Here is a 12,409-nt window from a genome sequence, read left to right on the forward strand (position 1 = left end):
AGATGGGTGAAACCCCCCACCGCTCGGCCCACGCCGGCACCGGCGGGACGCGCGTGACCGAAGGTCACGACCGGCCCGCCGGTGCCTCGGCGCGTCCGGCCGAGGCACCACTCAGCACCCGTACGCCGGGCGGAGCCGGGTTGGGCGGCGGCGGCGCGCTGCCCCGGGCCCGCGCGTTCGGCGCCGAACGGGCCTTCCGCGCCCTCACCCTGGGCGCCGGCACCACCGTCCTGGTCGTCATCGCGGCGATCGCGGTCTTCCTGGTCGCCAAGGCGGTCCCGGCGCTGCGGGCCAACACCGAGAGCTTCTGGACCTTCGAGGGCTGGTTCCCGAACGACGCGGACCCGAAGTTCGGCATCGGAGCGCTAGCCTTCGGCACCGTCCTCAGCTCCGCGCTGGCCCTGCTCATCGCGGTCCCGGTGGCCCTGGGCATCGCGCTCTACCTGTCCCACTACGCGCCGCGGCGGCTCGGCACCACGCTGGGCTTCCTGATCGACCTGCTGGCGGCGGTGCCGAGCGTGGTCTTCGGCCTCTGGGGCCGCGACGTCTTCATCAACCCGGTACGCGACTTCTCCGCCTGGCTGAACACGTACTTCGGCTGGATCCCGATCTTCGGCGGCGACGGACCGTTCGGGAAGTCCATCATGCTGGGCGCGCTGGTCCTGGCGATCATGGTGCTGCCGATCATCACCTCGCTCTCCCGCGAGGTGTTCCTGCAGACCCCGACCGCCAACGAGGAGGCGGCCCTCGCCCTCGGCGCCACCCGCTGGGAGATGATCCGCACCGCCGTGCTGCCGTACGGCCGCCCCGGCATCGTCGCCGCGGTGATGCTCGGCCTGGGCCGGGCGCTCGGCGAGACCATCGCCCTGGCGATGACCCTCGGCATCACCTTCGGCATCTCGTTCAACCTCATCGAGAGCGGCGGCAACACCATCGCCGCCAACATCGCCAACACGTTCGGCGAGGCGAACGACACGGGGCGGGGCGCGCTGATCGCCTCGGGCCTGGTGCTCTTCGCCATCACGCTGATCGTCAACATCACGGCGCGGGCGATCATCCACCGCCGCCGGGAGTTCACGGAGTCGGCCGCATGAGCACCACTGTCGCACCGCACCGGACCCGCCCGCCCGCGCAGCCGCCCACCCTCAAGGCCCGGCGCCTGCCCAGGTACGCCGCGCCGGCCATCGCCGCGGCCGCCCTGCTGGTCGCCGCCGCCTTCGTGTACGGCACCGGCACCGGCGGCCCGGTGCTGGTCGTGGTGGTCGCCGCGCTGCTCTACCTGGCCGGCCTGTTCGCCGCCGCGAACCGGGTCGAGGGGCGGCGGTCGGCCCGCAACCGCACCTGGAGCGCGCTGATCCACTCCGCGTTCGTGCTGGCCGTCCTGCCGCTGGCCTCGGTGGTCTGGACGCTGGTCAGCAAGGGCGCCGAGCGCCTGGACGGCGACTTCTTCCTCACCTCGATGAACAACATCGGCGCGCGGGACCCGAACGGCGGCGCCTACCACGCGATCGTCGGCACGCTCCAGCAGGTCGGCATCGCCGCCCTGATCACCGTTCCGCTCGGCATCCTCTGCGCGATCTACATCGTCGAGTACGGCCGGGGCCGGTTCGCCGCCGCGATCCGGTTCTTCGTGGACGTGATGACGGGCATCCCGTCGATCGTCGCCGGCCTGTTCGTGCTGGCGTTCTGGGTGCTGATCGTCTCGCCGTGGTTCAACGACGGGCGGCCCAGCTTCTCCGGCTTCGCCGCCGCGCTCGCGCTGAGCGTGCTGATGCTGCCCACCGTGGTCCGCTCCACCGAGGAGATGCTGCGTCTCGTCCCGGCGCCGCTGCGCGAGGGGGCGTACGCCCTCGGCGTGCCGAAGTGGAAGACCATCCTGCGGGTCGTACTGCCGACCGCCCTGCCGGGCATCGTCACCGGCGTCATGCTCGCCATCGCGCGCGCGGCCGGCGAGACCGCCCCGGTGCTGCTCGTCGCCGGCGGCGGCGCGGCGATCAACTTCAACCCGTTCGAGAACAACCAGTCGTCGCTGGCCCTCTTCGTCTACCAGCAGGCCGGTGACGCGTCCCGGTACGCGCCGGCACGGGCGTGGACCGCGGCACTCACCCTGGTCGCCCTCGTGCTGATCCTGACCGTCGCGGCGAAGCTGCTCGCCCGTCGCAACCGGCTCGGCCGATGAACCCCGGAGGTACCACCACCATGGCCAAGCGCATCGAAGCCTCGAACGTGACCGCCTACTACGGCGCCTTCAAGGCGATCGAGAACATCAACCTGACGGTCGAGCCGAAGACGGTGACCGCCCTGATCGGCCCGTCCGGCTGCGGCAAGTCCACGTTCCTGCGGTCGATCAACCGGATGCACGAGGTGCTCCCCGGCGCCCGGGTCGAGGGCAGCCTCACCATCGACGAACAGGACATCTACGACCGGGACGTGGACGTCACCGCCGTCCGGCGCATGATCGGCATGGTCTTCCAGCGGCCGAACCCGTTCCCCACCATGAGCATCTTCGAGAACGTGGTGGCCGGGCTGCGGCTCAACGGGGTCCGTAGGAAGTCGATCCTGGACGAGGCGGCGGAGAAGGCGCTCCGCTCGGCCAACCTCTGGGACGAGGTCAAGGACCGGCTCGGCAAGCCCGGCGCCGGCCTCTCCGGCGGTCAGCAGCAGCGGCTCTGCATCGCCCGGACCATCGCGGTGGAGCCGCAGGTGGTGCTGATGGACGAGCCCTGCTCGGCGCTCGACCCGATCTCCACACTGGCCATCGAGGACCTGATGTTCCAGCTCAAGGACAAGTTCACCATCATCATCGTCACGCACAACATGCAGCAGGCCGCGCGCGTCTCGGACCGGACCGCGTTCTTCTCGATCGAGAAGACCGGCGACCCGGGCCGCCTCATCGAGTACGACAACACGCAGAAGATCTTCAGCAACCCCGGCGTGAAGAAGACCGAGGACTACATCACCGGCCGCTTCGGCTGATCCGTGCGGCGGGGGCCCTCCTCTCGCTCTCCTGGAAGGAAGGCCCCTTCCCATCGCCTCTGCGATAGGAAGGGGCCTTCCCTTCTCTCGCCCACGCTGGCGAACCCGGCAGCACCGGAGGATCTGTTCTAGGGTCGGGTCGGAAACGCCCACCGGTCGCTGCGGAGGACGGGCATGTCTGGATATCCCAGGTTGCTGCACACCGTGCTCGACACCACGAACACACGGGAACTCGCCGAGTTCTACCGGCAACTGCTCGGGCTGCGGTACCGGCCCGGTGACGAACCGCCGACGGACGGGACGGCCGACGACCGGGACTGGCTCGTGCTCAGAGACTCCGACGGGGCGGCCCAGCTCGCCTTCCAACTCGTCGACCGCCTGCCTCGGACCACCTGGCCCCGGCACGACGTGCCGATGCAGTTGCACCTCGACTTCACGGTCCCGGACGCGGCCGAGCTGGAGAGGCAGCGTGCGCGGGCGGAGGCCCTGGGCGCGAAACTCCTGCTCGACCGGACCGACAACCCCGACGAGCCGCTGTACGTCTTCGCGGACCCGTCCGGTCACCCGTTCTGCATCTTCGTGGCCTAGCGCCGCCGCCCTCCCCGGCCCTGGGCCGCTGAGAGATCCTGGCAGGAACCGGCCCTTCCCGGGGCCGCTTCCTGCCAAGGTCCGTGACGGGTCAGGCCAGCACGAAGCGGGGTTCGCCGTCGTCGGGCACGTCGAGGCGCGGGGTGACCGCTGTCGAGGCGTCCCGGGTCGCCGCCGCGCGGGCCACGCCGGCCAGGTCGCCGCCGGCCGCCACCTGGGCCAGGTTCACCAGGGTGGGCGGGAGCATGGTCAGCTCGCCGGCCTCCGCCCGGGCCAGGGCGTCCGCCGGGCGGGCCCACAGGGTGTGGTCGGCCTCCCCGGAGACGTCCCGGGTCCGCTGCCCCTCCGGCAGCAGCGCCACGAAGAAGTACGTGTCGAAGCGGCGCGGCTCGAACTCCGGCGTGATCCACCGGCTCCACGGCAGCAGCAGGTCCGACCGGAGGGTGAGCCCGCGCCGGGCGAGCAGGTCCGCGAAGCCGCCCCGGCGCTGCTCCAGCGCCACCCGGTCGGCCTCCCAGTCGTCGCCGCTCACGTCGCCGACCACGGTCTGCGTGTCGGGGCCCGCGAGCAGGACCCCGGCCTCCTCGAAGACCTCCCGCGCGGCGGCGCAGACGACCGCCTGGGCGGCCTCCGGGGTCAGCCCCAGCCGCTCGCCCCACCCGGCGGGCGTCGGGCCGGCCCAGTCCAGGTGCGCCTGCGAGTCCGAGGGGTCGACCCCGCCACCGGGGAAGGCGTACATGCCCCCGAAGGCCATCGCGGCGACCCGCCGGATCAGGTAGACCTCGAAGTCGTCGCCGGCGGGCCGGAGCAGCAGGACGGTCGCCGCGACCCGGGGCGGGGCCGGGGTGCCGCCCTCGGCGTGGAACCGGCGGGCGTGCGCCACGAGCGCCGGGGGTGCGGGGAAGCCGTCGGCGTCGATCGTCATGCGCCGAGCCTAGTTCCCGACGGGTGGATGACCACGCCGACGTCGGGTGATCTTCGCTAGCGTGGCCGCCATGACTCGTTGGGGCATCCTGTCCACCGGCCAGATCGCCGCCCGCTTCGCCGAGGACCTCCGGCTGGTGCCGGGCGCCGAACTGGTGGCGGTCGGCTCACGTACCGCCGAGAGCGCGCAACGGTTCGCGGCCCGGCACGGCGTGCCGCGCGCGTACGCCTCCTGGGCGGAACTCGCCGCGGACGGCGAGCTGGACGTCGTCTACGTCGCCACCCCGCACGCCGCGCACCACCAGGCGGCCTTGACCTGCCTCGCGGCCGGCCGGGCGGTGCTGCTGGAGAAGCCGTTCACCCTCGACCTGGCGACCAGCGTCGAGCTGGTCGACACCGCCCGCGCGGCCGGGGTCTTCCTCATGGAGGCCATGTGGATGCGGACGAATCCGCTGATCCGCCGGGTCTGCGAGCTGGTCGCGGACGGGGCGATCGGCACCGTCACCAACGTGCGGGCCGACTTCGGGTTGGCCGGGCCGTTCCCCCCGGAGCACCGGCTGCGGGCCCGTACGCTCGGCGGCGGCGCGCTGCTCGACCTCGGCGTGTACCCGATCAGCCTGGCCCATCTGCTGCTCGGCGTGCCCGACCACGTCCGGTCCTGGGCGAAGCTCAGCCCCGAGAGGGTCGACGAGAACACCGGGATCGTCCTCGGCTACGACTCGGGCGCGGTGGCCACGCTCACCTGCGGCCTGGTCGGGGCCACCCCGGTGACCGCCGCCGTCACCGGCACCACCGGGCGGATCGACCTGCCCGAGCTGTTCTTCCGCCCCGGCTCGGTGACCCTGCACCGGGCCGGCGCCGAGCCGGAGACGATCACCGGTGAGCTGGTCGGCGGCGGCTACCAGTACGAGGCCGCCGAGGTCCAGCGCTGCCTCGCCGAGGGCCTCCTGGAGAGCCCGCTGGTCCCCCACGCCGCCACGCTGGAGGTGATGGCGCTCCTCGACACCATCCGGGCCCAGATCGGCGTCTCCTACACCTGACGGGGAGAAGGCGGAAGGGGCCCCTCGGCGACGAGGGGCCCCTTCGCGTACGTCAGCTGAACAGGGGGCGGCACAGGAAGTACATCAGGGCGCCGATCGAGCCGGCGGCCGGGAAGGTGAGGATCCACGCCCCGACGATGTTGCCGGCCACGCCCCACCGGACGGCGGAGAGCCGCTTGGTGGCGCCGACGCCCATGATCGCCGAGGTGATCGTGTGGGTCGTCGAGATCGGCGCGCCGAGGACCAGCGCGTTGAAGTAGAGCACCCCGCTGGCGACGGTCTCGGCGGCGAAGCCCTCCGGCGGCCGGAGGTCGATGATCTTACGACCCAGGGTCCGGATGATCCGCCAACCACCGGCGTACGTGCCGGCGGCCAGCACGGCGGCCGACGTCCAGAACGCCCACTCGGGGATGAAGCTGGGGTCGTCCTGGTAGCCGCCGACGTAGAGGGCGAGCACCACGATGCCGATGGTCTTGGCGGCGTCCTGCATGCCGTGGCCGACCGACATGGCGGCGGCGGACGCGGTCTGCGCCCAGCGGAAGCCACGGTTGAGCCGGCCCGGGTGCCCCTTCCGGAAGATCCACTGCACGGCGATCATGACGATGTAGCCGAGCACGAAGCCGACCATCGGCGACAGGATCATCGGGATGATCACGCTCTCCCCGATGCCGGTCCAGAGCACCGTGCCGGACGCGGCGACGGTCGAGCCGACCAGGCCGCCGATCAGCGCGTGCGACGAGGACGACGGCAGGCCGAAGTACCAGGTGACCAGGTTCCACACGATCGCGCCGATCACGCCGGCGAAGACGATGCCGAGGCTCGCCGTGCCGGTGGGCAGTTTCACCAGGCCGCTGCCGACGGTCTTGGCGACCTCGGCGCCGAAGTGGGCGCCGATGAAGTTGCCGACCGCCGCCATGGCCAGGGCCACGCGGGGTGTGAGCGCCCGGGTGGAGATGCTGGTCGCGATCGCGTTGGCGGCGTCGTGGAAGCCGTTGGTGTAGTCGAACGCCAACGCCACCGCGATCACCGCCAGCACGGCGATGAGTTCGGGACTCACAGGATCAGGACTCCTTGACCGCGATGGTCTCGACGGTGTTGGCCACGTGCTCGAAGGCGTCGCAGGCGGCCTCCAACTCGTCGGCGACCTCCTTCATCTTCAGCACGGTCAGCGCGTCGTACTCGCCGGAGAAGAGGCGGACCAGCAGCATCCGGTACACCTGGTCGCCGTCGTTCTCCAGCCGGTTGCACTCGATCCAGTAGTCCTCGAGATCCTTCATCGACCTCAGGCGCGGCATCGCGTCGGCGGTCAGCTTCGCCTGCGCGTCCAGGACGTTGACCATCTCGTGCATCTCGCGCGGCAGCGAGGGGAGTTTGGTCAGGCCGTAGAGGTAGAGCAGGTTGCCGACCGCCTCGAGGTGGTCCATCACGTCGTCGAGCAGCGACCCGAGCCGGTAGATGTCCTCCCGGTCGAACGGCGTGATGAAGGTCGAGTTGATCTTCTTGTACAGCTCGTGGGTGATCTGGTCGCTGTCGTGCTCCACCTCGGTGAGCCGCTCGCTGACCGATTGCACCTCCACCCCGGGCAGGGCCAGCTCGTTGAGCAGCTCGGTGCCCTTCACCAGGTTCTGCGCGGCCCTGGTGAAGAGCTCGTAGAAGGCGCCCTCGTTCGGGCGGAAGGAAAACTTCACAGCACGGACCTCGTCGTGTCGGTGGAAGGGTGGCGGTCGCCCGGAGGGTGCCCGCCTGGGAATGCTAGAAAACGACGGAACCGGGAATCGCGCGGCCTCCCCCAGGTCAGGCCACATTCACCGGTCGTTCACCTGCTGTTCACCTACGCCGTTCTCTCCGATCCCAGCAGCCGCTCCCGTTCGCGCCGGACGTCGAAACCGGCAGGCGGATACCCGAGATCGAGGGTGTCGAACGTCTCGCGGAGCAGGTGCGCGACGGCCCAGTCGCGGTACCACTTGCGGTCCGCCGGCACCACGTACCAGGGCGCGGCGTCCGTGCCGCACCGGCCCAGGGCTTCGGCGTACGCGGCCTGGTAGTCGTCCCAGCGGGCACGGGCGTCGACGTCCGAGGGGTCGTACTTCCAGTGCTTGCGCGGCTCGTCCAGCCGCTCCAGCAGCCGCCGACCCTGCTCGGCGTACGAGATGTGCAGGAACACCTTCACCAGGGCCACCCCGGCGTCGGCCTGCTCCCGCTCGAACGCGTTGATCTCGTCGTACCGGGCCTGCCAGATCGACTCGGGCACCAGCGACTCGACGCGCGCCACGAGCACGTCCTCGTAGTGCGAGCGGTTGAAGACCCCGACGTACCCGGGCGGCGGCAGCGCCCGCCGGATCCGCCACAGGAAGTCGTGCCGCAGCTCCTCGGGAGTGGGCGGGCCGAACGAGCGGACGTGCAGGCCCAGCGGGTTCATCGCGCCGGCCACGCGCTTGACGGTGCCGTCCTTGCCCCCGCTGTCCATCGCCTGGAGCACCAGCAGCACCCGTCGCCCGCCCGCCCCACGGGCCGCCGCGCCGACGGGTCGGGCCGACTGCCGGGCCTTGGCCTCGGCGAAGAGCATCTCCTGCTGCCTGCCCAGTTCCGCGCCGAGCAGCGTGAGCTGGCCTCGGGCCCACTCCTTGCGCTGCGGGCCGGTCACCTCCCGCCCCGGCAGCCCGGGCGTCGACCGGGGATCGACCGCCCCGAGGTCGACCGCCCCGCCGGGCGCCACCCGGAGCAGCTCCCGCATCGTCCCTCCGACCGGCGCCACGACGACGTCGGCCCGACCCATGGCATCGCGGCCCACGCCGCTCCCCTCGACCCCTCGCATCACCGGATCATCACCCACATCCGCCCCACCCGCCCGCCAACCCCGCCCACCCCCACCCCCGCCATGAGCCGCCGATCATGCACTTGTGGTGGGCGGAATCGCCTGGTTGATCCGTTACGCGGGGCACCACGACTGCATGATCGACGGCGGTCTTGGGGTGTGGGGGTCCGGGCGGGAGAATTGCGGGCGGGCGGGGCGGTCGCGCCCCGGCAGTGGAGCGGGGGCAGCGTGCGGGAGATGGTGGCGGAGTTCGAGGCCGAGCGGGGGCGGCTGCTGGGGGTGGCGCACCGGATGCTGGGCAGCCGCAGCGAGGCCGAGGACGCCGTGCAGGAGACCTGGCTGCGGTACGCGGCCGCGCTCGCCGACCCGGCGGCCCGCGCCGAGATCCGGCACCTCGGCGCCTGGCTGACCACCACCTGCGCCCGGATCTGCCTGGACGTGCTCCGCTCGGCGCGGGTCCGGCGGGAGGCGTACCCCGGCCAGTGGCTGCCGGAGCCGGTGGTGACACCGCTCGACCAGGGCCCGCGCCCCGACGGCTTCGCGCCCGACCCCGCGGAGCGGGCGGTCCGCGCCGATCAGGTCGGCACCGCCCTGCTGGTGGTGCTGGAACGCCTCGCGCCGGAGCAGCGGGTGGCCTTCGTGCTGCACGACGTCTTCGCCGTGCCGTTCGCCCAGATCGCCGAGGTGCTCGGTACGACCGACGCCGCCGCCCGCCAGCTCGCCTCCCGGGCCCGCCGGGCGGTGCACGCGCCCGACGCGCCCCGGCACACCGCAGACGCGGTCGAGCAGCGTCACGTGCTCGCCGCCTTCGTGACCGCCGTCGAGTCGGGCGACCTTGCCGCGCTGGTGCGGGTGCTCGCCCCGGACGTGGTCGCCGTCGGCGACAGCGGCGGCCACTTCCCGGCGGCCCGGCGGCCGGTGCTCGGGGCCGACGCGGTGGCCCGCTTCCTCCTGGGCCTGTTCGGGCGTGCCGGGCGCTACGGCGGGACGCTGCGCTCCCGTCGGGTGCTCGTCGACGGCGTCGAGGGCCTGCACCTGGAGACCCGGCACTCGGACGGGCGACCGCTGCGGGTGGTGGCCGCCCTCACGGTGGACGAGGGCCGGGTGACCGGGGTCTTCCACCAGCTGAATCCGGAGAAGCTGGGCGACCTGCCGCCGCTGACGGAGGAGGACGGTTGGCCGCCGCGCTGGTGACGGCCCGGGGCCGGCGCCGGCGGGTCAGACCACCAGGGCCAGCCACTTCCGGTACGACGTGGCGAACGGCTCGGTGCCGTCGCCCAGCGCCCCGAGCAGCCACCGGGCCGCCGCCTCGGCCTGCGCCACGACGTCGTCCGGGTAGCCGAAGCGGGCCCGGTGCTCGGCGAACTCGTCCTCGTCGCGCAGCTCCACCAGGCCGGTGCTCCGGCGGCGCACCACGTCGAGGTCGAGGTCGATGAGGTGGACGGTGTCGTCGTTCTCCCAGCGGGCCGGGCTGGCGATGTCGCAGTAGACCTCGCTGGTCCGTGGCGGCGGGTTGAACATGCCGGTCCACCAGGCGTGGTGCGGCACCAGGAGGACGAACGGGATCTGCTCCACCGACGGCCGGCCGTGGTAGACGGACTTCGTGCCCTCGGTCACGCCGAGCCAGACGCCGAGTTCGTCCTCGGCCAGCCGGCGGGCCGGGTAGTCGCGGTGGGCGCTGCCGTCGTACTTGCGGTAGATCACGCGGACCACGTCGCTCGGCATGAGTCGCACCCTAACCGATACCGCCCATCCGTCGCCGCACGGAAGTAACCGGACGCGGTCGGTGGGAGACCGTACCGTGACGACGCCACGCCCGGATCGGCGCGGCCGGTGTCGGGGACGACAGGTACCGTCGCACGGTGACTCCGCGCCTCGCCACCGGTTCCGCCGCCCCCTCGCCCCGCACCGGAGGCCGGCGGCGGGGCGCCCGGCCGAGCGGGGTGGAGCTGCTCGCCGCCGCGGTCGGCGCGGTGCCGGGCGGGGCGGCGCGTCCCGGCCAGCAGCAGATGGCGACCGCCATCGAGGAGTGCGTGCAGGCGCGGGAGCACCTGCTGGTGCAGGCCGGCACGGGCACCGGCAAGTCGCTGGCCTACCTGACGCCCGCGCTGACCGTGGACGGCCCGGTGGTGGTCTCCACGGCCACCCTGGCATTGCAGTCCCAGCTGGTCGACCACGACCTGCCCCGGCTCGCCGACGCCGTGGAGCCGGTGCTCGGCCGGCGGCCCACCTTCGCGGTGCTGAAGGGGCGGCACCACTACCTCTGCCTGGCCCGGCTGGACAACTCCACGGAGGACGAGCCGGAGGACACCCTCTTCGACGCCCCGGCGGCGCGCCCCGGCGGCGGCACGAAGTGGCTCGGCGAGGCGGGTCGGCTCGGCAAGCAGGTGCAGCGGCTGCGCGACTGGGCGGAGAAGACCGACACCGGCGACCGGGACGAGCTGGACCCGGGCGTCGACGACCAGGCCTGGCGACTGGTCTCCATGCCGGCCCGGGAGTGCGTCGGCGCGTCCCGCTGCCCGTTCGGCGCGGAGTGCTTCGCCGAGGCGTCCCGGGCCCGCGCCCGGGACGCCGACATCGTGGTCACCAACCACAGCCTGCTCGCGGTGGACATGCTGGCCGGCCGGCACATCGTGCCGCCGCACAAGCTGCTCATCGTCGACGAGGCGCACGAGCTGGCCGACCGGGTCTCCTCCGCCGCGCAGGCCGAGCTGGTGCCGGAGCTGATCGACCGCTCCGCGAAGCGGGCTCGCCCGCTGCTGCGGCCGGACGTCGCCGAGTCGCTGACGGCGGCCGGCGACGCCCTGGCCGTCGGGCTGGCCGAGGCGCCGGCCGGGCGGATCACCTCGGGGCTGCCGTCCCCGCTGCGCGAGGCGTGCACCCTGCTCGACGCGGCCACCCGGGCGGCGCTCGACGCGATCGGCGACGTCAAGGCCGACGACCCGGACCCGGTGCGCAAGCAGCAGGCAAAGGCGGTGCTCGACGAGCTCTCGGCCACCGCGCAGCGGCTGCTGGAGGAGGCCGACCACGACGTCGCCTGGGTGGAGAAGAACGACAACACCGGTCGCCGGGCGCTGGTGGTCGCGCCGCTCTCCGTCGCCGGCACGCTCGCCACCCATCTGTACGAGGAACGCACGGTCGTCGCCACCTCGGCGACGCTGACGCTGGGCGGCCGGTTCGACACGGTGGCCCGGGCGCTGGGCCTGGAGGCGCCCCCGGCCGACCCGCCGTCACCGGCCGCCGCCGCCATGGCCGCCCGGTCGGCCGGGCGCACCGGCGCCGCCGCACCGGCACGAGGCACCGGACCGTCCGACGGCGGCGCGGCCCAGGGCGGCCGGGCCCAGGACGGCGCCGCACAGGGTGGCACGGCGGGGGCGCCGGCCACCTCGGGGCCGGGCTGGCGTTCCCTCGACGTCGGCTCGCCGTTCGACTACCCCCGGCAGGGCATCCTGTACGTCGCCGCGCACCTGCCCCGGCCCAGCGTCTCCGGGCTGCCCGACGCGGCCGGCGAGGAGCTGCTCGAGCTGGTCACCGCGCTCGGCGGGCGTACCCTCGGCCTCTTCTCCTCCCGGCGGGCCGCGCAGCAGGCGGCGGAGCTGCTGCGCGCGCGGACCGACCTGCCGGTCCTGCTCCAGGGCGAGGAGGCGCTGCCGCTGCTGGTACGCCGGTTCCGGGAGGAGAAGTCCAGCTGCCTGTTCGGGGTGATGTCGCTCTGGCAGGGCGTCGACGTGCCGGGCGACTCCTGCCAGCTGGTGGTCATCGACCGGCTGCCCTTCCCCCGGCCGGACGAGCCGCTGGCGGCGGCGCGGGCCGCGGCGGTGGACGCCGGCGGGGGGTCGGGTTTCGCGGCGGTCAGCGTGCCGATCGCCGCGATCCGGCTGGCCCAGGGGGTGGGGCGGCTGATCCGGTCGACGGGCGACAAGGGCGTGGTGGCGGTCCTCGACTCGCGCCTGGAGACGGCCCGGGGCTACGGGCCGTTCCTGCGCCGGTCGCTGCCGCCCTTCTGGTACACCACCCGGCCGGAGGTCGCCCGGGGCGCCCTCGACCGCCTCGCCAAGGTCTGACC

Annotated in this window: 11 protein-coding genes and 2 pseudogenes; 8 read left to right on the top strand and 5 right to left on the bottom strand. The window is 73.2% G+C overall.

The features are described from left to right. Window positions 1-2 precede the first annotated feature (2 nt). From pstC to ACN27A_RS18900, 4 genes are all read left to right on the top strand, one after another. Window positions 3-1,094: a phosphate ABC transporter permease subunit PstC gene (pstC, locus tag ACN27A_RS18885; protein WP_421455212.1), complete on the top strand. Its 1,092-nt coding sequence runs from the start codon at window positions 3-5 to the stop codon at window positions 1,092-1,094. Further along, window positions 1,091-2,179 (top strand): phosphate ABC transporter permease PstA, encoded by a 1,089-nt coding sequence (pstA, locus tag ACN27A_RS18890; RefSeq protein WP_421455214.1) that lies wholly within the window; start codon window positions 1,091-1,093, stop codon window positions 2,177-2,179. Before pstC ends, pstA begins: the two co-directional genes overlap by 4 nt. A 20-nt stretch (window positions 2,180-2,199) precedes the next feature. Continuing rightward, the gene (gene pstB / locus ACN27A_RS18895) at window positions 2,200-2,976 is read left to right on the top strand and encodes a phosphate ABC transporter ATP-binding protein PstB (protein WP_421455217.1); all 777 of its coding nucleotides are present in this window, start codon (window positions 2,200-2,202) and stop codon (window positions 2,974-2,976) included. 174 nt (window positions 2,977-3,150) lie between these two features. Then, window positions 3,151-3,564 carry a VOC family protein gene (locus tag ACN27A_RS18900; protein ID WP_421455220.1) on the top strand — a complete coding sequence of 138 codons (414 nt, stop codon included), beginning with the start codon at window positions 3,151-3,153 and terminating at the stop codon, window positions 3,562-3,564. A 91-nt stretch (window positions 3,565-3,655) separates the two neighbouring features. Here the strand turns inward: ACN27A_RS18900 and ACN27A_RS18905 are convergent, their stop codons facing one another. Continuing rightward, window positions 3,656-4,489, bottom strand: coding sequence for an NUDIX hydrolase (locus ACN27A_RS18905; protein WP_421455223.1), 834 nt, complete (start codon window positions 4,487-4,489; stop codon window positions 3,656-3,658). 70 nt (window positions 4,490-4,559) lie between these two features. Between ACN27A_RS18905 and ACN27A_RS18910 the strand changes: the two genes are divergently transcribed. Beyond that, window positions 4,560-5,528: a Gfo/Idh/MocA family protein gene (locus ACN27A_RS18910; protein ID WP_421455225.1), complete on the top strand. Its 969-nt coding sequence runs from the start codon at window positions 4,560-4,562 to the stop codon at window positions 5,526-5,528. 52 nt (window positions 5,529-5,580) lie between these two features. Here ACN27A_RS18910 and ACN27A_RS18915 read toward each other — a convergent pair whose 3' ends face one another. From ACN27A_RS18915 to ACN27A_RS18925, 3 genes are all read right to left on the bottom strand, one after another. Further along, the gene (locus ACN27A_RS18915) at window positions 5,581-6,585 is read right to left on the bottom strand and encodes an inorganic phosphate transporter (RefSeq protein WP_421455227.1); all 1,005 of its coding nucleotides are present in this window, start codon (window positions 6,583-6,585) and stop codon (window positions 5,581-5,583) included. A gap of 4 nt (window positions 6,586-6,589) precedes the next feature. Beyond that, a complete protein-coding gene (locus ACN27A_RS18920) occupies window positions 6,590-7,216 on the bottom strand; it encodes a DUF47 domain-containing protein (RefSeq protein ID WP_132239991.1) in 627 nt (208 codons plus the stop codon). Window positions 7,217-7,359: 143 nt separating this feature from the next. Then, window positions 7,360-8,262 (bottom strand): PPK2 family polyphosphate kinase, encoded by a 903-nt coding sequence (locus ACN27A_RS18925; RefSeq protein ID WP_421458525.1) that lies wholly within the window; start codon window positions 8,260-8,262, stop codon window positions 7,360-7,362. Between the two features lie 318 nt (window positions 8,263-8,580). On the opposite strand from ACN27A_RS18925, the gene sigJ reads away from it, so the two are divergent. Then, a complete protein-coding gene (gene sigJ, locus ACN27A_RS18930) occupies window positions 8,581-9,537 on the top strand; it encodes an RNA polymerase sigma factor SigJ (protein WP_421455230.1) in 957 nt (318 codons plus the stop codon). A 24-nt stretch (window positions 9,538-9,561) separates the two neighbouring features. Here sigJ and ACN27A_RS18935 read toward each other — a convergent pair whose 3' ends face one another. After that, entirely contained in the window at window positions 9,562-10,068 is a 507-nt protein-coding gene (locus ACN27A_RS18935; protein ID WP_357578699.1) for a DUF402 domain-containing protein, read from the bottom strand. A 69-nt stretch (window positions 10,069-10,137) separates the two neighbouring features. On the opposite strand from ACN27A_RS18935, the pseudogene ACN27A_RS18940 reads away from it, so the two are divergent. Together ACN27A_RS18940 and ACN27A_RS18945 are read left to right on the top strand one after the other, a co-directional pair. Continuing rightward, a pseudogene (locus ACN27A_RS18940) lies at window positions 10,138-11,558 on the top strand (ATP-dependent DNA helicase); the annotation flags it as partial. 153 nt (window positions 11,559-11,711) lie between these two features. Further along, window positions 11,712-12,407: pseudogene (locus tag ACN27A_RS18945) on the top strand (ATP-dependent DNA helicase); the annotation flags it as partial. Window positions 12,408-12,409: the final 2 nt, after the last annotated feature.

This window comes from Micromonospora sp. WMMD737 (assembly GCF_049179055.1).
Classification (GTDB): domain Bacteria; phylum Actinomycetota; class Actinomycetes; order Mycobacteriales; family Micromonosporaceae; genus Micromonospora; species Micromonospora reichwaldensis.